The sequence below is a fragment of the Cellulosimicrobium sp. ES-005 genome (genome assembly GCF_040448685.1).
GTDB classification, from domain to species: Bacteria; Actinomycetota; Actinomycetes; order Actinomycetales; family Cellulomonadaceae; genus Cellulosimicrobium; species Cellulosimicrobium cellulans_G.
In genome coordinates, this window is sequence record NZ_CP159290.1 from 1,588,376 (window position 1) to 1,608,266 (window position 19,891).

Here is a 19,891-nt window from a genome sequence, read left to right on the forward strand (position 1 = left end):
GCACCGCCCGTCGTGTGGGACGCGGCTCCTACGCTGACCTGCAGGACCACGGGCACGGCGCCCGCGACCCGACGAAGGAGGAGCCCGGGTGACGAGCACGACGACCGGTGACGCGCAGGTCGCGGCCGGAGGACCGGGCGAGCTGCGGCCGCCCGCCGAGGTCCGGTACGCCGACGAGCTCGCGGCGCTCGCCGCGGCGGACGCGCGCCGGGGCGCCGACGTCCCGCCCGGGTGGCGCCTGAGCCCCCGTGCGGTGCGCGCGTTCGTCGTGGGCGACGCGGAGCTCGGCGTGAGCCGCAAGTTCTTCGGCGACGACCCGCTCGTCGACCGCGCGGTCGTGTCGCTGCTGGGCCGGCAGGGGCTCATGCTCGTCGGCGAGCCGGGCACCGCGAAGTCGCTCCTGTCCGAGCTGCTGGCCGCGGCCGCGAGCGGCACGTCGACGCTCACGGTCCAGGGCACCGCGGGCACGAGCGAGGACCACGTGCGGTACTCGTGGAACTACGCCCTGCTCATCGCCGAGGGGCCGAGCGAGCGCTCGCTCGTCCCGTCGCCGGTCTTCCGGGCGATGGAGAGCGGGCGGATCGCGCGGTTCGAGGAGATCACGCGCTGCGCGCCCGAGATCCAGGACACGCTCGTGTCCGTGCTCTCGGAGAAGCAGCTCATGGTCCCCGAGCTCGGCGCCGACGCGCGCGTCGCGGCGCGGCCTGGGTTCAACGTGCTCGCGACGGCGAACCTGCGCGACCGCGGCGTCCACGAGATGTCGGCGGCGCTCAAGCGCCGCTTCAATTTCGAGACCGTCGCGCCCATCCGCGACCGCGCGTTCGAGATGGAGCTCGTCGAGAGCCGGCTGACGGCCGAGCTCGGCCCGGCCCCGGAGCGTCCACGGCTCGACCGCGACGTGCTCGAGGTGCTCGTCACGGTCTTCCAGGACCTGCGCACGGGCACGACGGCGAGCGGCGCCCCGGTCAAGCGGCCCGAGACGGTGATGTCGACCGCCGAGGCCGTGAACGTCGCGGTCGCCGCCTCGCTCGAGGCCCGCTACCTCGGCGACGGCACGGTGACCGCGGGCCAGGTCGCGCGCCAGGTGGGCGGCGTGGCGCTCAAGGGCGACGAGGAGGACGCGCGCCGCCTGCGGCACTACGTCGACAACGTGGTGCGCGAGCGCGCGCGCTCGGACGCGCGGTGGAAGGACTTCCTCACCGCGGCGGGCGACCTGTGGCGGTAGCCCCGCGCGCGGCGTGGGACGCCGCGCCGCCCCGGCTGCGGCAGGCGGCCCGCGACCTCGTGACCCTGCGCGAGCGCGACGGCGTGCACCTGGTCGGCGTGCGCCACCACAGCCCCGCGTGCGCGGTCGCCGTCGCCGCGCTGGTCGAGGAGGTCCGGCCCGCGGTCGTGCTCGTCGAGGGGCCGGAGGAGTACACGCGCCTCCTGCCCGCGCTGCTCGACGAGCGGACGGTCCCGCCGGTCGCCGTCCTCAGCCTCGCCGGCGACCCCACGAACGGGGCGGGAGGAGTCGCGCGCGGCGCGGGGTTCTACCCGCTCGCGCGGTACTCGCCCGAGTGGGTCGCGCTCCGGGCGGGACACGCCCTCGGCGCCGGGCTCGCGTTCGTCGACTCCCCGTGGGGCGCGCGGCAGGCGGAGGACGACGACGAGGGCCCGGCGGCCCGCACCGTCCTCGCGGAGCGGCACCTCGCGCACTCCCGCACGGTCGCGCGGATCGCGGAGCGCCTCGGGTGCCGCGACCACGACGAGCTGTGGGACCACCTGTTCGAGGCGCGGGACACCGCGCGCCTGCGTGACTGGCGCGAGCTCACCGACGACGTGTTCGCGTGGGCGGCCCTCGCCCGTCTCGACTACGAGGACGAGGCGCTCGTGGCCGACGGGTCGCTCGACCGGGAGGCGCGCATGTCGGCACGCGTCGCCGAGCACGCGGCGCGCGCGGCCGGACCGGTCGTCGTCGTGACGGGCGCGTTCCACACGCTCGCCCTCGTCGAGGCGCTGACCGGGAGCGCGCACGGCGAGGCGGTCGTCGCGCGCCGCCCGGCGGGCGGGTACGGCGACCTGGCCGACGCGCCCGCGTGGCTCGTGCGGTACGACGACGAGCGGCTCGACGCGCTGCGCGGGTACGGCGCCGGCATGCCGACGCCCGGGTACTACGACCGTCTCTGGGCCGCGCACCACGACGCGGGCGGTCCCGCGGGCGCGGCGAACGCCGTCCTCGTCGACGTCGGGCGGGGGGCGAGCGAGCGGGGCGCGCTCGTGAGCGTGGCGCAGTCGCAGGCCGCGGTCGAGCACGCGCATCGGCTCGCGGCCCTGCGCGAGCGGCCGTGGCCCTGCCGCACCGACCTGCTCGACGCGATCACGTCTTGCTACGTCAAGGACCCCGACGACCTCGACGCGGCGGGCGACCGGCCGCTCGGGCTCGCGGTCGCGGAGGTGTTCGCCGGGCGCGCGCTCGGCGACGTGCCGCCCGGGGGTGCGTCGCCGCCCCTCGTGGAGGAGGCACGCGCACGCGCGCGGGCGCTGCGCCTCGACGTGTCCGACTCCGTGCCGCGCACCGTCCGGCTCGACGCGCGCCGTCGTGCCGCGCACCGCGACCGGCGCCGGTTCCTCGCGCTGTGCGCGTTCCTCGAGCTCGGGTTCGCGCGCCGGGTCTCCGGCCCCGACCACGTGGCCGGACGCGGGCTCGGCCTCGTGCTCGAGGAGTGGGAGTACGCGTGGACGCCCCTCGTCGAGGCGCGGCTCGTCGAGCTCTCGCACCGCGGGGCGACGCTCGACGCCGTCGCCGTCGCGCTGCTCGACGACGCGCGCGAGCGGGCGCGCGAGGAGCGGTCGAGCGACGCGGTGGCGCGACTCGTCGCGCAGTGCGTCGTGGTGGGTCTGCCCGACCGGCTGCCCCCGCTGGTCGCGCTCGTGCGTGCGACGCTCGACGTCGACCCGTCGCTCGCCTCGGTGGTCGCGGGTATGCGCCGCCTCGTCGGGCTGTGGCGCGCGCGCACCGAGCTCGAGCTCGGTGAGCACGCCGAGGCGCTGCTCGACCTCGCGGAGCAGGGGCTCGCCACGGCCGCCTACCTCGTCCCGGACCTCGCCTCCGCGGACGAGGCGACGCAGGACGACGCGCTGGCGAGCCTCGTCGCGCTGCGCTCCCTGGTCCGCGACCTGCGCGACGCCGGCCGCGACGGCACCGGCTCGGCCGCGGAGTCCGTCGCGCGGGCGCTCGTGCACGTGCGGGAGGACGACGACGCGTCGCCCGCGGTGCGCGGCGCGCTCACGGCGTTCGCCGCCGTCGACGACGAGCTGGACGACGAGCCCGGCGGCGACGGCCTCGTCACGCGCGTCCGGGCGCACCTCGCCCTCGGCGCGGACCCGGTGGCGGCGACGGCCTTCCTCGGCGGCGTGATGCGGGCCGCGCCCGACCTCCTGCTCCACACCCCCGAGATGTTCGACGCCGTCGACGACGGCCTGCGCGGCCTGGACGAGGACGCGTTCCGTGCCGTGCTGCCCGACCTGCGTCGCGCCTTCACCTGGCTGCGGCCCACCGAGACGCACCGGCTCGCGGAGCGCGTCGCGGCGCGGACCGGGACGAGCGCCGCCGCGCTGGACCGGCACGTCGACGTGACCGAGGACGACCTGCGCGCCGGGCTGCTCGTCGAGCGCGAGCTCGTCGCGGTCCTGGAGCGCGACGGCCTCGGCGCCTGGACTCGCGGGGGAGCGTCGTGACGGCCGCGGGTGTCGGCACGGCGGACGTGCCGGACGTGACGTCGACCGGGGTAGCACCTGACGGGTTCGGGCCCGGCGCAGGCGAACCCGCCGGGAGCCGCGCAGACGATCAGGAGGCGGCGCGCCGGTGGCGGCTCGTGCTCGGCCGGTACGCCGGCGACACGTTGCCCGTCGCACCGCAGGACCAGGGCCTCGACCGGACGCTCGGTCACCTGTACGACCGCGAGTACACCGCGCGTGGGCACCGGCACGGCGACGGCGACGACGCGCGCGCCGGGCGCGGCGGCGGGGGGCGCGGGGGCTCCGTCGTCGCGGGCCTGGACTGGCTCGAGTCCGCGCGCGAGCTGTTCCCGCGCGAGACGTTCGAGCGCATGCAGGTCGAGGCGGTGGGCCGCTACGGGATGACGGAGCTGCTCGCGGACCCCCGCGCCGTCGAGGCGGTGGAGCCGAGCACGGAGCTCGCGTCCGCGCTGCTGCGTGCCCGGGGCAGGCTCGGGCCCGGGGTGCAGGACGGTCTGCAGCGGCTCGTCGCGCGCGTCGTGGAGGACGTCGTGCGGCGGCTGCGTCCGCGCTTCGAGACCGCGGTGGACGGTCGCCGCGACCGGTCGCGCCGCTCGTTCGTGCGGTCGAGCCACACGTTCGACGCGGCCGCGACCGTGCGCGCGAACCTCGGGCGCTGGGACCCGGAGCGGCGGCGCCTGCTCGTCACGGACCTCCGCTTCTCGGCGCGGCGCCGGCGTGCGCTGTCGTACGACGTGGTCCTGCTCGTGGACCAGTCCGGCTCGATGGCCTCGTCGGTGCTGTACAGCGCGGTGAGCGCCGGCATCCTCGCCGGCCTGCCCGGGATCACCGTGCGGCTCGTGCTGTTCGACACGTCGGTCGTCGACATGTCGCACCTCGCGCACGACCCCGTGACGGTGCTCCTCACCGCACAGCTCGGCGGGGGCACGGACATCGCGCGTGCGGTGCGCTACGCGGAGCAGCACGTGCGCGACCCGCGCCGGACCGTCGTGGCGCTCGTGAGCGACTTCGAGGAGGGCGGCTCGGTGTCGCAGCTCGTGGCGAGCGTCGGGCGGCTGCACGCGTCCGGCGTACGGCTGCTCGGCCTGGCCGCCCTCGACGGCCAGGCGAACCCCGCGTACGACCGCGGCGTCGCCCGGCGGCTCGCGGAGCAGGGCATGGAGATCGCGGCGCTCACCCCGGAGCGCTTCGCGGAGTGGCTGGGGGAGGTTCTCCCGTGAGCGGTACCGGGCCCGGCCCCTGGGCCGCGGTGTACGCGGGGTACGACGACGCCGCGCTCGCCACCCTCGCCAACGCCGGCCTGGTCCGTCGCGCACGCAAGGACGTCGCCGCGGGGAAGGTGGAGGTGATCGAGCTGCGCGGGGACGGGGCCGCGCTGTCGGTCGGGGGCGCGCGCGTCGAGCTCGACGCGCGCGGTCCCGTGGGTGCGCGGTGCGCGTGCCCGACGCCGGGTGCGTGCCAGCACGTCGTGGCCGCGTGCCTATGGGCGCGCGACGCAGCCGCCGAGCCGGTGGCCGACGCGGCGACCGAGCGCCTTGAGCCGGTCACCGCGGCCCGTGACGACGCGGCGGTGGCGCGACCGACGGCCGACGCTCCCTCCGACACTGACACTGACGCTGACGCCGCCTCGCACTCCGACGCCGACGCCGGTACCGAACCCGGGGTCGTCCGCGCGCGTCTCGGTCGAGCCGACGCCGGTTCGACGGGTCCGACGGCGCAGCGCGCCGGGACGGGCGCGCCACCGCAGCCAGACCCTGGTCCTCGTGCCGCGTCGGTGGCCGACCCGCTGGGCGAGATCCTCGCGCTCGACCCGCGGGCAGTGCACCGTGCGGCCGGGGCAGCCGTCGTGCGCGCGGTCGCCCAGGAGCTGCGGGAACGCGTGGACGCGCCGACGCGCGGCTCGACGGACGTGACGGTGGACGGTCCTCGTGTGGTGATCGCCTGGCCCGGCGCCCCGCGCGTCACCTACGTCGTGGGCGCCGGGTTCGCGGGGATGCTCGTGGAGCGCGAACGTCCCGGCCAGGCGTCCTCGGCGGCCCGGCCGGACGACCGTCGGTGGCGGCTCGAGGCGCTCGCCCGCGGCTGGCGCGCGCACGGCCGTGCCTGGCCGTGGCCCGAGGAGACAGCCACCGCCACGCCGCGCTCCTCGGGGGTCCCCGACGCCCGCGCGGTCGCGGACGAGGTCGCGCGCACCGTCGAGCGCGTGCTCGACGTCGGGCTCTCGCACCTCGGCCGCGACGACCTGGAGGAGCTGCGCGGCGCCGGCGTGCTCGCCCGGCTGGGGCGCCGGCCCGCGGTGCAGCGGCTCGTCACGTCCGCGGTCGGGCGGCTCGAGGCGCTCGCGGACCGCCGCGACGCCGTCGACGAGGAGGAGTGCCTGCTCGCGCTGGCCGAGCTGTGGGCGTTCGTGCGGGCCGAGCCCGCGCCGGACGCCGCGGCGCCGGACGAGCGCGTGACGGACCTCCCGCACCTCCTCCCGCTCGGGGCGCGCTGGTGGGTCGCCGCGTCGGGGGCGCGGGGCGTCACCGTGCATCTGTGGGACGGCGCCGAGGGGCGCGCGCGGACGGTCACGACCGGGCGACCGCCCGGGGCCGACCCGACGTTCCGCCGCTCGTGGGACCTCCCGCTCGTCTGGGGGCGCTCGGTGGAGGCGCTCTGCCGCGGCCCGTTCGCCCTGCGGGGTGCGACCGAGCGTGCCGGGGCGCTGCGCCCGGGCGAGGGCCCGGTCGTCGAACCATGGGGGCGGTTCGACGCCGACGCGCTGCGCGAGGTCGCCGACCGGACCGCGCGGACCGACGCGCGGGAGGAGGTGGGCTTCGGCCGGAGGCCGGCGGTGGTGCGGGTCGTCATGGTCCGGGACGCCGGGTCGGTCGGCGTCGACGAGGTCGCGCAGGAGATCACCTGGACCCTCGTCACGGCGGACGGCACGCCGACCGTCGTGCGCGTCGACGCGGCCGACGAGGCGGCCTGCGACACCCTGCTCGGGGTGGCGGCGGGGAGCCGCCGGCTCGTCGCCGTCGCGGTCGAGCACGATCTGGAGTCCGGCGGGTCCGAGGCCGTCGGCCTGTTCGTCGAGCGTCCCGGGGGAGGACTCCGGCTCGTCGTGCCGACGCTCACGCCGGCCTACGACCACCGCGCCTGGTCGAGCGCGTGGACCCGGCTGCGCGCTCGCGTCCGTGCGCTGCGCGGGCGAGCCGCCACCCAGGTGCACGAGGTCGCGGTACCGGCCCCCGTCGAGGACGTCTGCGGCACGGTGCTCGACGCCGCCGTGGCGCTCGCGGCCACCGGCCGACGGCACCTCAGTCCGCACCAGGCGGCCGCCCTCGCGCGCGCGGCGCGGACCGCGGACGACCTCGGAGCCCCGACCCTCGCGGGTGCGGTGGCGCTCGTCGCCCACGAGCCCGACGCCGCACGCCTGCTGCGGGCGGCGCTCGTCGCCTCGCGGGGCCGCGCCCTCGCACGGGTCGTGGGCTCGTCCCGCGAGCCCCGGCCGGACCAGCGGGCGGTGCGCGCATGAGCACGTACGCCGTCCACGTCGGGTCGCCCGAGCACGGTCGGGTCGAGCACGTCGTCGACGGTCCGGCGGAACCCGTCCGCGAGACGTGGGACGACACGAACCGGTGGTATCCACGGCTCCTCGCCGAGGGTCGGCGCGTCGAGCGGTCGCACGACCTGCGCCTGTCCCACGTGGTGCTGCGGCGCTCGCAGCTCGCCGCGGGATCGGCGCTCGCACGGCGCGACCCGGGTCCGTGGGACGCGCTCGCCGCAGTGCCCGCGGGCCGCGAGCCGACGGCGGCGCCGCGGCCCGTCGGCCTGTTCGAGCTCGGAGCCGAGGCCGTGCCGCGCGTCGAGCTCGACACGGTCGCGGAGCTGCGCGACCAGCTCGCGGCGGTCGACGGGGCCGACGGACCGGGCGGCCCGGGACGGCTGCGGATGCTGCTCGCCGCCGAGTCGGCGGGCGCGCTCGTCGCCGCGGAGATGCACCACGCGGGCGTCCCGTGGCGCGCCGACGTGCACGACGCGATCCTCACGGACGCGCTGGGCCCGCGACCGCGTCCCGGCGAGCGCCCCGCGCTCATGGAGGGCCTCGTCGCGCGCATCCGCGCGGCCCTCGACGCGCCGCCGACCCTCAACCCGGACTCGCACCCGGACCTGCTGAAGGCGTTGCAGTACGCGGGCGTCGGCGTGCGGTCGCTGCGCAAGTGGGAGCTCGAGCGCGCGGACCACCCCGTCGTCGCGCCGCTGCTCGAGTACAAGAAGCTCTCGCGGCTCTTCACCGCGAACGGCTGGTCCTGGCTCGACACCTGGGTGCACGACGGGCGGTTCCGCACCGAGTACGTCGTGGGTGGCGTCGTCACGGGTCGCTGGGCGTCCAGCGGCGGCGGGGCGCTCCAGCTCCCCCAGCAGGTGCGTCGCGCGGTGGTCGCCGACCCGGGCTGGAAGCTCGTCGTGGCGGACGCCGCGCAGCTCGAGCCGCGCGTGCTGGCCGGGCTCGCGCACGACGAGCGCATGGCGGCGGCGGGGCGCGGGGGCGACATGTACGCGGGCATCGTCGCGTCGGGGGCGGTCGCGACGCGCGACCATGCGAAGGTCGGGATGCTCGGGGCGATGTACGGGGGCACGACCGGTGACAGCGCGCTCGTCCTGCCGCGGCTCGCGAAGGCGTTCCCCGACGCGATCGGCCTCGTGGAGCGTGCCGCGCAGGCGGGCGAGCGCGGCGAGGTCGTGTCGACCCTCCTCGGCCGGAGCTCGCCGCGACCCGGCGAGTCGTGGCAGGCGGCCCAGGAGGGTGCCTACGCGGTCGAGGAGGGCGGCGCGGACGACGCCGAGAGCGGCCGGACGGGCGCGGACGCGCAGGCGCGCGCCCGGTCGTACACCCGCGCGTGGGGCCGGTTCACGCGGAACTTCGTCGTGCAGGGCACGGCCGCCGAGTGGGCGCTGTGCTGGCTCGCCTCGATCCGGCGCCGGCTGTGGGAGCTGCCCCTCGCCGCGGCCCCGGGCGCCGCGCCCGCGCCGTTCGCCGACCGGGCGCATCTCGTGTTCTTCCTCCACGACGAGGTCGTCGTGCACGCGCCGGCCGAGCTCGCCGAGGCGGTGGCCGACGAGGTCCGCGCGGCCGCGGCGGAGGCAGGACGCCTCCTGTTCGGGGAGTTTCCGGTCGACTTCCCGCTCACCGTCGCGGTCGTCGACCACTACGCCGAGGCGAAGTGAGGGACGGGCGACGGGCCGCGGTGGACCCGTCGCCCGTCGGGCCGTCGCCCGGCGACCTCACCGCCGCGGTTCGCCGCGGTAGGTGCCGAACGACCACAGGTTGCCCTCCGGGTCCTGGAGCACGAGCTCGCGGCTCCCGTAGTCCGTGTCTCGGAGCGGTACGACGACGCGTCCCCCGGCTCCCGGTGCGCGCTCGCGGAGCCGCGTGTCGAGCGCCTCGATCTCGTCGTCGGGCACGACGACGTACGTGCCGCAGGTGCCGGGCTCGCGCGACCACTCGCGGTCGGGGGAGTGGCTGCCGAGCATGATCCCGCCGCCGTGCGGCCAGTCGAGCTGGGCGTGGGCGACGTCGCGGTCGTCGCCCGCCATGACGGTCGTCGCGACGAACCCGACGACGTCGGTGAGGAACGCGACGAGGCCGCGCGCGTCGTGCGCCTGGAGGGTGGGCCAGACCCACGGCGGCGGCACGTCGGGCACCGGGGCCGGCGCCGCGGCGGTGGGGGAGGTGTCAGCGGTCGTGCGGGTGCTCTCGTGGATGCTCATGTCCCCACCCTGGCCCGTCGGTGTGGCCGCCGGCTTGGATGTTCCCGAGCTCTTCGCGCACCCAGGCGGTCGGGCTCGTGCCGGCGAACCGGCGGAAGTCGCGCACCAGGTGGGAGTGGTCGGCGTACCCGGTGAGCGCGGCGACGTCCGCCAGCGTCCGCGCGCCCCGGCCGAGGGCGAGGCGCTGCACCTGGCGGCGCGCGGCGTCGAACCGCACGAGGCCGCGCGCGGCCCGGGGCGTGACGCCGAGCTCGGCCCGGAACAGCGTCTCGAGCTGCCGCTCGCCGAGGGCGACGTGCCGGGCGACGTCACGGACGTGCGCCCGGCCCCGGGTCCGGACGAGCACGCGCCAGGCCTCCGCGACCTCGGCGCGCACGTCGGCGCGGACGGGCAGGGCTCCGGGGCTGCCAGGCGGGTCGCCCGGGCCTGCGAAGGCCGCGCGCACGGCCTCGAACGCGGCGGCCCACGAGTCCGCCTCGGCGGCCTGCTCGCGCAGTCGGGCGGCGGCGGGTCCGAGGACGGCGTCGCCGTCCTCGACGAGGCCGAGGTCGCCGGCGCGCACGCCCAGCAGAGCCCGGCAGGCGAGCGGGTCGAGCGCGAGCTGCACGCCCGCCTGCTCCCGCGGCTGGTGGATCAGGGCCGGGCGGGTGTGCAGGCCGCCGACGAGCGACTCGTAGCGCACCGGGACGTCGTCCGGCCCGGGCGAGGTCGGGACGACGCCCGCGGTGCTCACGACGAGCGTGAGCCACGGCGACGGCAGGCCGCGGTGGACGGTCGGCGTGCCGTCCGTCGTCTCCGTCCGCAGGCGGTACCCGACCATCGACACGACGCCGGGCGGCAGCGCGTCGGGCGAGGCTCGCACGAACTCGTGCATCCGACCACGCTAGGCGGCCGGCGTACCGCTCACAGCCCGAGCGGGCGGTGCCATCCGACGTCGACGCGGAGCGAGGCGTCGGACGCCCCGGCGTCGACGTCCCCCACGCACCGGACCCGCCGGTCGAGGACCGACATCGCGTCGCACCGCCGCCCGGCGCCGTCGAGGCCGACTCGCGCGCGGACGGCGTCGCGGTCGTGCCCGGACCACGAGAGCGTCAGCTCGCGCCAGCAGCCGCCCGAGCCGCAGCCCGTCTCCTCATGGACGACCTGGATGCCGTCGGCGAACGTCGGGACCGGGGGTGTGCCCGCCTCGTCGAGCTCGACCCAGAGCACGGGGCCGACCAGCCACCCGACCAGGAGGACCAGTCCGACGGCCGCACCGGCGACCCCGGCACGACGGCCCACCGTGCGCTGCATCGGCGCATCGTACCGAGCGGGTCAGGTCGACGGGCGCAGCCCGCGCACCTGGGGGACGTCGGTGCCCCGCGCGGCGCGGCGCACGTGCGAGCGCGCGTGCTCGATCGCGTCGTCGAGCGTGTCGAAGAGGTGGTTCTCGTGGCGCAGCTCGGCGAGCGCCCCGACGTTCGTGAGGAGCGACCGGTGCCGTTCCTGGACGCCCTTGACGAGCACGGTCACGCCGCGCGCCTCCAGCCCTTCCACGAGCTCGCCGAGCGCCTTCGCCCCCGTCGCGTCGACCATGCGGAGCTGGGAGAGCCGCAGGATCACGACCGCCACGTCGTCGTCCGTCGAGGCGTCGGTCACCTCGGTGAGCACGCGGTCCGCGGCGCCGAAGAACATGGAGCCCTCGAGACGGAAGAGCGCGACGTGCTCGTCGCCCGGCTGGGCCGGCCCGGGGAGCGGGTCGCGCTGCACGGCCGAGGCGCGGGCCACGGTCCGCAGCGCGAAGAACGCGGCGACGAGGATGCCGATCTCGATCGCCTGCACGAGGTCGAACGCGACGGTGACGACGGCGGTCACGACGAAGGTCGCCGCGCTGGACCGCCCGGCGCCGACCACGGAGCGGATCGTGCGGGCGCCGATCATCCGGAAGCTCGTCACCATGAGCACGCCGGCGAGCGCGGCGAGCGGGATCCGGGAGACCGGGCCGGTGGCGAGGTAGATGACGGCGAGGATCACGACGGCGTGCACGACGGCGGCGAGCCGCGTGCGGGCGCCGGAGCGCACGTTGACCGCGGTGCGGGCGATGGCTCCCGTGGCGGGCATGCCGCCGAAGAGGCCGCTGGCCACGGACGCGAGGCCCTGCCCGACGAGCTCGCGGTCGGGCTGGTAGACGGAGCCCCCGGGCGACCCGGTCTGCACCATGGACGCGGCGACGCGGGCGGACAGCAGCGACTCGATGGCCGCGAGCGCGGCGATCGCGAGGGCGGCGCCGCCGAGGTCGCGCAGCGCGCCGGGGGTGAACGTCGGCAGGACGGGCGCGGGCAGGGACGACGGCAGGGCGCCGATGCGGGGGACAGGGGCGCCGAGCACCTCGACGAGGACGGTGGCCAGCACGACCGCGACGAGCGACGCGGGGATCGCCGCGTGGAGGCGGGGGAGCAGCAGCATCGTCGCGGCGACGAGCGCGACGCACCCGAGCGTCCACAGGACCGGGGCCGGCGGGACGTCGGTCACGGCGGTGCGCACGGCCCCGACGGCGGTCACGAACGTGTTGTGGCCGGGGGCAGCCTCGACCCCGACCGCGGCCGGGACCTGCTGGAGGAAGATGATGCAGGCGATCCCGAGCGTGAATCCCTCGACGACCGGCCAGGGGATGAACGTGACGACCCGACCGAGCCGGGCCAGCCCCGCGACGAGGACGACGAGCCCGCCGAGGACGGTCACGAGCGCGACCGAGCCCAGCCCGTGGGTGACGACGATCGGCGCGAGCACGACGGCCATGGCCCCGGTCGGGCCGGAGACCTGGTGGTTCGACCCGCCCAGCACGGCGGCGACGACCCCGGCGATGACGGCGGTGACGAGCCCGGCAGCGGCCCCGACGCCGGAGCTGACGCCGAACGCGAGCGCGAGCGGGAGGGCGACGACGCCGACGGTGACCCCGGCGAGGAGGTCGGCGCGCAGGGTCCGGGGTCGCAGGTCGTAGTCGGAGCGCCGTGGGAGCAGGTCGCGGACGGCGGCGAGGCGGCTCATGCCGAGGCGTTCGACGTGGTGGCGTCGAGCACGGCGCGGGCCGACGCTCCCGGCAGGGCGGGGAGCCGCCGCGCGGCCTCGAGCTGGTCGGACGCGCCCGCGAGGCTCGACAGGAGGAACGCGCGCGCGACGACGAGGAGCTCGGCGACGAGGGGCTCGGCGAGACGGTACTCGACCGCGTTGCCGCTGCGGGTCGAGGTGACGACCCCGGCCCGGCGCAGGACGGCGAGGTGCTGGGAGAGCTGGGAGGGCTCGCACCCGGTGACGTCCAGGAGGTCGGACACGGCCGCGGTGTGGTCGGCGTCGGCCGCGAGCACCTCGAGCACCTGGATGCGGGTCGGGTGCGCGAGGCACCGGAAGAGCTCGGCCTTGATGCGGTAGAGGGGAGCGGCCTCGTCGGTGCCGCGGGCGCCGTCGTCGGGAGCGCCGTCGTCGGGGCGGGGGGTGCGGGGCACGGGTCCTCCAGCGGGATGATGGATTGCGCAATCCATCAAACCACGTCGGACGGCACCCGGGCGTCCCGCGCGGGATAGCCTGCCGCCATGACCGTCGCGCCCGACCCGAGCACCGAGACGACGAGCGCCGACGCCTCGCGCGCCGACCCCGCGGCCGACGGCGCCGCGCACCCGACGCTCGGCCGCGTCGTGCGGACGCTGGACGAGCTGTACCCGCCGTCGACGGCCGAGGCCTGGGACGCCGTCGGCCTCGTGGCCGGGGACCCGGGCGCGCCCGTGCACAAGGTGCTGTTCGCCGTCGACCCGGTCGAGGAGGTCGCGGACGAGGCGCTCGCCTGGGGCGCGGACCTGCTGGTCACGCACCACCCCCTCTTCCTGCGGCCCGTGCACTCGGTCGCCGCGACGACGTTCAAGGGCTCGCTCGTCCACCGGCTCATCCGGGGCGGCTGCGGCCTGTACGTCGCGCACACCAACGCGGACGCGGCGGAGCGCGGCGTCGCCGACGCTCTCGCGGACGCCCTTGACCTGCTGCACCGCGTACCCCTCGTCGCGCACCCGGCACCGTCGCCGCACGAGGCGGCGTCGACCGGGACGGGCCGGGTCGGGCGCCTGGCGGAGCCGACGACGCTGCGCGGCTTCGCGCAGCGCGTCGCCGAGGTGCTCCCGCCCACGGTCCAGGGCGTGCGCGTCGCGGGCGACCTCGACGCCCCGGTGGAGTCCGTCGCCGTGGTCGGCGGGTCGGGCGACTCGCTGTTCGACGCCGTGCGCGCGAGCGGCGCCGACGTCTACCTCACGTCGGACCTGCGCCACCACCCGGTCTCCGAGCTGCGCGAGCGCGCCCGGCTCGAGGGCGGTGGCGAGGCGGGGACGCCGTTCCTCGTGGACGTGCCGCACTACGCCTCCGAGTGGCCGTGGCTCCGCTACGCTGCCGAGGACCTCGCGCGCGCCCTCGCGCGCGAGCGGCCCGGGACGGCCGTCGAGACGCGCGTGAGCACGCTCGTCACCGACCCGTGGACCGCTCGGGTCGCGTCGGCGCCCGCCGAGCCGCCCGCGGACCCGCGCTCCGACCGGCCCGACCCCGACGCCCCGTCCGCCTGACGCTCCGACCCTGCACGCCGGCCCCCGCCCGGGGCCCACGAAAGGAACCACCTGTGGCCACTGCACCGCCCGCCGACCAGCTCCGCCTGCTCGACGTCCAGGAGCTCGACACGCGGGCGCAGCAGCTCGCGCACCAGCGCAAGAACTTGCCCGAGCACGCGCGCATCGCCGAGCTCGACGCCCAGATGGCGGACCTGCGAGGCAAGCTCGTCGAGTCCCGCACCGCGGTGAGCGACCTCAAGCGCGAGCTCACCAAGGCGGAGACCGACGTCGAGCAGGTGCGCACGCGCGCCGCGCGCGACCAGTCGCGGCTGGACTCGGGGCAGGTCGGGGCCAAGGACGCGCAGGCGCTCGTCGCGGAGCTCGAGTCCCTCGCGCGGCGCCAGGGCGTGCTCGAGGAGGTCGAGCTCGACGTCATGGAGCGCCTGGAGGCGCACGAGGAGGCGCTCGCGAAGCTCGAGTCCGCGAACGCCGAGCTGGAGGCCGCGAAGGCCGAGGTCGTGGCCGCGCGGGACGCGCGCTACGCCGTGCTCGACGCCGAGGCGGGCCAGGTCGCAGGCAAGCGCACGGACGCCGTCGCGGGCCTCGACGCCGGGCTCCTCGCCCTGTACGAGCGCGTGCGCGACCAGAACGGCGGCCGGGGCGTCGTCGCGCTGCGCGGCCAGCATGTCGACGGGCTCAACGTGTCGCTGAGCCCGGCCGAGCTCGCGGCGATCACGTCGGCCGCGCCCGACCAGGTGGTGCGGCTCGAGGACTACGGCCACATCGTCGTGCGGCCGGAGGGCGCCGGCGCGTGAGCGCGGTCGGTCGGCGCCGCCTCGTCGTCGAGGCCGACGGCGGGTCCCGGGGGAACCCGGGTCCCGCGGGCTTCGGCGCGCTCGTCCGCGACGGTGAGACCGGTCAGGTCCTCGCCGAGCGCGCCGCGTTCCTCGGGACGACGACGAACAACGTGGCCGAGTACTCGGGCCTCGTCGCCGGCCTGCGCGCCGCGGCGGAGATCGACCCGGACGCGCGGGTGACCGTCCGGATGGACTCGCGGCTCGTCGTCGAGCAGATGTCGGGTCGCTGGCAGATCAAGCACGACGACATGCGCCGCCTCGCCGCCGAGGCCGCGTCGGTGCTGCCCGCGGAGCAGGTCGCGTACGAGTGGGTGCCGCGCGCGCAGAACTCCGCGGCGGACGCCCTCGCGAACGAGGCGATGGACACGGCGGGGACGGTCGCGCGCGACTACCCGCCCGAGGCCGTCACGCCTGGTTCCGGCGACGACGAGCCCGACCCCGCCGCTGCCGACGCGCCCGCCGAGGTCCCGGGGGAGTCGGCCGCGTTCGACACCCCCGCCCGCCCGTCGGGTGCCGCAGTCCGGTTCGACGACGCGCCCGCGCTCACCGTCGTTCTCGTGCGCCACGGGCAGACCCCGCTCACCGTCGCGGGCGCGTTCAGCGGGTCGTCGGTGCCGGGCCCGTCGCTCACGGCGCGCGGCCGCACGCAGGCGGCGCAGGCCGCCGACCTCGTCTTCCGGGTCGGGCGCCAGGCCTGGCCCGACCTGCCGCGACCGACGACGATCGTCGCCTCGCCTATGGTGCGCGCGCAGGAGACGGCGCGCGCGGTCGGTCGCCGTCTCGGGGTCCACGTCACGACGGACGACCGGTTCGCCGAGGTCGACTTCGGAGAGTGGGAGGGGCTCACCGCCGCGGAGGTCAACGCCGCGTGGCCGGGCCGCCTGCACGCCTGGCACACGACCGGCACGACCGCGGCCCCCGGCGGCGAGTCGTACGCCGACGTCGGGGCGCGCGTCTGGCACGGGCTCCAGGACCTCGTCGACACGCTCCTGCCGGGGGCGGGGCCGGCGGGCCGGACGGCGGTCGTCGTCGGCCACGCGGTGCAGGTGCGCGCCGCGATCGGCACGGCGATCGGCGCGCCGCCGTCGCAGTGGTCGCGCGTGCGCGTGCCCCCGGCGTCGGTCAGCATCCTGCGCCTGTGGGCCGACGGCACGAGCGAGCTCACCGCCCAGGGCGTCCCGAGCGACCTCTGACGTCCGTCCTCCGCGAGGTAGAACCTCCGGTCGCGAGGTAGAGCTCTGCGCGCTCTACCTCGGAGCACCGGGTTCTACCTCGCGGCGGGAGTACTGCGCCGGCGGGGCGGGTTCACCCCTTTCGCGGCTTCTTCACCTTGGCGGGTTCCGCGAGGGCGTGCTCGACGGCCGTCGCGACCCACGCGTCGAGCTCGTCCGGGTCGGCGACCCGCGCGCCGTCGACGAGGATCATGCCCGTCATCGGGCGACCGCCCATCTCCATGACCGTTCCGCCGCGTTCGAGCGCCGCGCTCGTGCCGTCCTTGCCGACTCGCACCATGAGGTCGTCCCGTGTCACGCCGAGCGCCATGTGCGTGTTGACGAGGAACGCGATGCCGCCGAACATCTTCCGCTCGTCGAACGGGGCACGCGGCCCCAGGGCGGCGCGGATCCGCTCGGCAAGATCCTCGCTGTAGACCATGGGTCCACTGTGGACCGGGTCTCGTGCTGTCGCAGCGGGGACAGGGGCGGAGGCGGGCGGTCGCTCAGCCGATGACGAGCTCGAGCGTGCGCGGCCCGCTCCGGGTGGTCGCGTCGTGGAGCGTCGTCTCCAGCAGGCGGTAGCTCAGGCCCGAGCCCACCTCGGTGCCGATCACCGTGCCGACGAGCTCGCTTGCGGCGTCGAGCAGCTCTGCGGCCGACGACGGCGACGCCGCGGCCCGGCGCAGCAGGTGCCCGGCGAGCACGCCGCGGGTGTGCTTGGCGTTGTGCGAGACGACGGTGCGCTTCCCGGCGTGCTCGCGCACGACGCGCACCGCGACCCAGTCGGCCGAGCGCGGCCCGGAGACCGCGGGCTTCCACGCGCCCACGTACGTCGCGGACCGGCAGTCGACGACGACGTCCCCGGCCGCGCGCGCGTCGAGCACGGGAGCGAGGTGCGGGCGCCACGCCGTCGCGAGCTTCCCGACGCCCGGCAGGTCGACGGCCATGGAGAGCCGGTAGGCGGGGACGCGGTCGGCGGGGGAGAGCGCCCCCCAGAGAGCCGACACGACGCGGACGTCCTCGCGCGCGCGTCGCGCGGCCTCGCCGCCGGACGCGAGCGCGCCCGTGAGGTCGGCCGCGCCGTAGAGCACACCCGTGTAGACGTCGGCCGCGGAGCCCGCGGGCGCGGTGCGCAGTGACGTGTTGCGGCGCACCTCGTCGGCGAGCCCCGGCGTCGTGCCGAGGACGTCGTGCGCGTCCGGGCGTGCGCTCGCCGCAGCGAGCGCGTCGAGGACCACGTCACGGTGCGCGGTGAGGGCGGGAGAGGTGAGCGCGGCGAGGTCGACCGGTGCGGCGCCGTCGGGCGCGGGGGTCTTGCCCTCGGACGGGGGGAGCAGCACGAGCACGCGGCCACTCTACGAGCGCGCGCGGCGTCGTCGCGGCGGGTGACCAGGTCCGACGGCGTGGGGTGCGTCACCGCTACGCTCGGCCGATGGCCCAGGTGAAGATCTACGGACGGCGCAGCGTGTGGGGCGAGCGACGGGCGGAGGTGTCCGACGCGCTGCACGACGCGCTCGTGCGCACCTGGCAGCTCCCGGCCGACAAGCGGTTCCACCGGTTCCTGCTCCTGCACGACGACGACCTGGTCGCCCCGCGCTCGGACGCGTACCTCGTCGTCGAGGTCGTGTGCTTCACGGGCCGCACGCGCGAGGCCAAGCGCGCGCTGGTCGCGGCGCTGTACGACGACGTCGTGCCCGCCCTCGGCCTGACGATGGACGACGTGGAGCTCGTGATCCTCGAGAGCCCGCGCGAGAACTGGGGCATCCGCGGGGTCAGCGGCGACGAGCTCGCGCTGTCGTACCGCGTCGACGTCTGACCCGCTCGTCGCTTGCCTCGGGCGGCGGGGGACGGTCCAAGCCCGGTGTGCGGCCGCTCAGCCTGCCTCGGCGACGACGGCCAGCACCGCGTCGCCGTACCGGGCGAGCTTGTTCTCGCCGACGCCGCTCACCAGCGCGAGCCGCTCGAGCGAGCCGGGCCGGGCGGTCGCGATCCCGCGGAGCGTCGCATCCCCGAACACGATGTACGCGGGCACGCCCTGGGTCTTCGCCTCGCCTGCCCGCCAGGTGCGCAGCGCCTCGAAGAGCGGGACGTCGGCCTCGGCCAGCTCGGCGGCGGCGGCCGCCTTCCGTGCCTTCGCCGCGCGCACCGGACGAGCCGGCTCGTGCCGCATCCGGACCTCGCGCCGCCGCGCCAGGACCTCCCCGCTCCCCTCGGTGAGTACGAGCGTCCCGTGCACGCCCTCGACCGTGAGCAGCCCCTGGGCGAGGAGCTGACGCACCACGGCCCGCCACTCGTTCTCGGACAGGTCCTTCCCGACCCCGAACACCGACAGCTCCTGGTGCCGGAACCGTCGGACCTTCTCCGTGTCCCGGCCGAGGAGGATGTCGACGACCTGCCCGACGCCGAAGCTCTGCCCGCGCTCGCGGTCCAGACGGAACACCGTCGAGAGCACCTTCTGCGCGGCGACCGTCCCGTCCCAGGCCTCGGGCGGGGCGAGGCACGTGTCGCACGATCCGCAGCCCCCCGGGTGGTCCTGGCCGAAGTAGGCGAGGAGCTGGGCGCGGCGGCACTCCACGGTCTCGCAGAGGGCGAGCATCGCGTCCAGGTGCCGGCCCAGGTTGCGCCGGTGCGCGGCATCACCGTCGGACGTCGCGATGAGCTTGCGCTGCTGCACGACGTCGGCCAGGCCGTAGGCCAGCCAGGCGGTGGACGGCAGCCCGTCGCGCCCGGCGCGCCCCGTCTCCTGGTAGTACCCCTCGACGGACTTGGGCAGGTCGAGGTGCGCGACGAACCGGACGTCGGGCTTGTCGATGCCCATGCCGAAGGCGATCGTCGCGACCATGACCAGGCCGTCCTCGCGCAGGAACCGGGACTGGTTCGCGGCGCGCACCGACGCGGGGAGCCCGGCGTGGTAGGGCAGCGCCTGGATCCCGTTCTCGACGAGCGTCGCGGCGGTCTTCTCCACCGACGCGCGCGAGAGGCAGTAGACGATCCCCGCGTCCCCGGCGTGCTCGGTGCGCAGCAGGTCGAGCAGCTGCTTCTCCGGCCGGTCCTTGGGCACGATCCGGTAGGTGATGTTGGGCCGGTCGAAGCTGGAGACGAAGTGCCGTGCGCCCTCCAGGTCGAGGCGCTGGGCGATCTCGGCGCGCGTCGCGGCCGTCGCCGTCGCGGTCAGCGCGATGCGCGGGACGGACGGCCAGCGCTGGTGCAGCACCGACAGCTCGAGGTAGTCCGGCCGGAAGTCGTGGCCCCACTGGGACACGCAGTGGGCTTCGTCGATCGCGAAGAGCGCGATCTGCGTCCTGTCGAGCAGGTCGAGGGTGGCGCGGCTCCGGAGACCTTCCGGTGCCACGTAGAGCAGGTCGAGCTCACCCGCCACGAGCGCGCGTTCCACGGCGCGGCGGTCCTCCGAGGTCAGCGTGGAGTTGAGGAACGCGGCGCGGACGCCGAGCGCCGCGAGGGCGTCCACCTGGTCCTGCATGAGGGCGATGAGCGGGGAGACCACGACGCCGGTCCCCGCACGGACCAGGGCGGGGATCTGGTAGCACAGCGACTTGCCCCCGCCGGTAGGCATGAGCACCAGGGCGTCGCCGCCGCCGACGACGGTGTCGATGACGGCCGCCTGCTCGCCCCGGAACGCGTCGTACCCGAAGACCCGCCGGAGCACGTCGAAAGCCGGGTCGGTCGCAGTCGCTGTGGCCACCAGGGCACCCTACCGACGAGGTCCGACACGACGGTCCCGGCGCGACCGTCCCGCGCGCCG

17 protein-coding genes are annotated in these 19,891 nt (G+C 76.7%); 9 read left to right on the forward strand and 8 right to left on the reverse strand.

Annotation, left to right across the window (positions count from 1 at the left end):
• The first annotated feature begins 88 nt into the window (after positions 1-88).
• Genes ABRQ22_RS06885 through ABRQ22_RS06905 form a run of 5 tightly spaced genes read left to right on the forward strand, consistent with a single transcriptional unit; the run spans position 89 to position 8,952 of the window.
• Entirely contained in the window at positions 89-1,225 is a 1,137-nt protein-coding gene (locus ABRQ22_RS06885) for an AAA family ATPase (RefSeq protein WP_253050236.1), read from the forward strand.
• Complete coding sequence (locus ABRQ22_RS06890) at positions 1,216-3,720, forward strand: DUF5682 family protein (RefSeq protein WP_353709010.1); 2,505 nt, start codon at positions 1,216-1,218, stop codon at positions 3,718-3,720. Before ABRQ22_RS06885 ends, ABRQ22_RS06890 begins: the two co-directional genes overlap by 10 nt.
• Positions 3,717-4,961, forward strand: a complete 1,245-nt coding sequence (locus tag ABRQ22_RS06895; RefSeq protein ID WP_353709011.1) for a VWA domain-containing protein — start codon at positions 3,717-3,719, stop codon at positions 4,959-4,961. The genes ABRQ22_RS06890 and ABRQ22_RS06895 overlap by 4 nt, the downstream gene beginning before the upstream one ends.
• Positions 4,958-7,258, forward strand: coding sequence for a hypothetical protein (locus tag ABRQ22_RS06900; protein WP_353709012.1), 2,301 nt, complete (start codon positions 4,958-4,960; stop codon positions 7,256-7,258). The genes ABRQ22_RS06895 and ABRQ22_RS06900 overlap by 4 nt, the downstream gene beginning before the upstream one ends.
• Positions 7,255-8,952, forward strand: coding sequence for a bifunctional 3'-5' exonuclease/DNA polymerase (locus tag ABRQ22_RS06905; RefSeq protein ID WP_353709013.1), 1,698 nt, complete (start codon positions 7,255-7,257; stop codon positions 8,950-8,952). The genes ABRQ22_RS06900 and ABRQ22_RS06905 overlap by 4 nt, the downstream gene beginning before the upstream one ends.
• Before the next feature lie 57 nt (positions 8,953-9,009).
• On the opposite strand, the gene ABRQ22_RS06910 is transcribed toward ABRQ22_RS06905, so the two are convergent.
• Genes ABRQ22_RS06910 through ABRQ22_RS06930 form a run of 5 tightly spaced genes read right to left on the reverse strand, consistent with a single transcriptional unit; the run spans position 9,010 to position 12,977 of the window.
• The gene (locus ABRQ22_RS06910) at positions 9,010-9,495 is read right to left on the reverse strand and encodes a VOC family protein (protein WP_253050226.1); all 486 of its coding nucleotides are present in this window, start codon (positions 9,493-9,495) and stop codon (positions 9,010-9,012) included.
• A complete protein-coding gene (locus ABRQ22_RS06915) occupies positions 9,461-10,369 on the reverse strand; it encodes a helix-turn-helix domain-containing protein (protein WP_353709014.1) in 909 nt (302 codons plus the stop codon). The genes ABRQ22_RS06910 and ABRQ22_RS06915 overlap by 35 nt, the downstream gene beginning before the upstream one ends.
• A 29-nt stretch (positions 10,370-10,398) precedes the next feature.
• Positions 10,399-10,788: a hypothetical protein gene (locus tag ABRQ22_RS06920; RefSeq protein WP_353709015.1), complete on the reverse strand. Its 390-nt coding sequence runs from the start codon at positions 10,786-10,788 to the stop codon at positions 10,399-10,401.
• A 21-nt stretch (positions 10,789-10,809) separates the two neighbouring features.
• Complete coding sequence (locus ABRQ22_RS06925; RefSeq protein WP_353709016.1) at positions 10,810-12,522, reverse strand: SulP family inorganic anion transporter; 1,713 nt, start codon at positions 12,520-12,522, stop codon at positions 10,810-10,812.
• On the reverse strand, positions 12,519-12,977 hold the full coding sequence (locus ABRQ22_RS06930) for a metalloregulator ArsR/SmtB family transcription factor (protein ID WP_353709017.1): 459 nt from the start codon (positions 12,975-12,977) through the stop codon (positions 12,519-12,521). The genes ABRQ22_RS06925 and ABRQ22_RS06930 overlap by 4 nt, the downstream gene beginning before the upstream one ends.
• Before the next feature lie 87 nt (positions 12,978-13,064).
• Here ABRQ22_RS06930 and ABRQ22_RS06935 point away from each other — a divergent pair, with 87 nt between their 5' ends.
• From ABRQ22_RS06935 to ABRQ22_RS06945, 3 genes are read left to right on the forward strand one after another with little or no spacing between them, the layout of a single operon-like run.
• On the forward strand, positions 13,065-14,075 hold the full coding sequence (locus ABRQ22_RS06935; RefSeq protein ID WP_353709018.1) for a Nif3-like dinuclear metal center hexameric protein: 1,011 nt from the start codon (positions 13,065-13,067) through the stop codon (positions 14,073-14,075).
• Positions 14,076-14,128: 53 nt separating this feature from the next.
• Positions 14,129-14,872, forward strand: coding sequence for a hypothetical protein (locus ABRQ22_RS06940; RefSeq protein WP_353709019.1), 744 nt, complete (start codon positions 14,129-14,131; stop codon positions 14,870-14,872).
• The gene (locus ABRQ22_RS06945) at positions 14,869-16,107 is read left to right on the forward strand and encodes a bifunctional RNase H/acid phosphatase (protein ID WP_353709020.1); all 1,239 of its coding nucleotides are present in this window, start codon (positions 14,869-14,871) and stop codon (positions 16,105-16,107) included. Before ABRQ22_RS06940 ends, ABRQ22_RS06945 begins: the two co-directional genes overlap by 4 nt.
• A 112-nt stretch (positions 16,108-16,219) precedes the next feature.
• Here ABRQ22_RS06945 and ABRQ22_RS06950 read toward each other — a convergent pair whose 3' ends face one another.
• Positions 16,220-16,567: a TfoX/Sxy family protein gene (locus tag ABRQ22_RS06950; RefSeq protein WP_353709021.1), complete on the reverse strand. Its 348-nt coding sequence runs from the start codon at positions 16,565-16,567 to the stop codon at positions 16,220-16,222.
• Positions 16,568-16,631: 64 nt separating this feature from the next.
• Positions 16,632-17,474 carry a peroxide stress protein YaaA gene (gene yaaA, locus ABRQ22_RS06955; RefSeq protein ID WP_353709022.1) on the reverse strand — a complete coding sequence of 281 codons (843 nt, stop codon included), beginning with the start codon at positions 17,472-17,474 and terminating at the stop codon, positions 16,632-16,634.
• Positions 17,475-17,560: 86 nt separating this feature from the next.
• On the opposite strand from yaaA, the gene ABRQ22_RS06960 reads away from it, so the two are divergent.
• A complete protein-coding gene (locus ABRQ22_RS06960) occupies positions 17,561-17,944 on the forward strand; it encodes a tautomerase family protein (protein ID WP_353709023.1) in 384 nt (127 codons plus the stop codon).
• Between the two features lie 57 nt (positions 17,945-18,001).
• Here ABRQ22_RS06960 and recQ read toward each other — a convergent pair whose 3' ends face one another.
• The gene (gene recQ, locus ABRQ22_RS06965; protein WP_353709024.1) at positions 18,002-19,831 is read right to left on the reverse strand and encodes a DNA helicase RecQ; all 1,830 of its coding nucleotides are present in this window, start codon (positions 19,829-19,831) and stop codon (positions 18,002-18,004) included.
• Positions 19,832-19,891 lie beyond the last annotated feature (60 nt).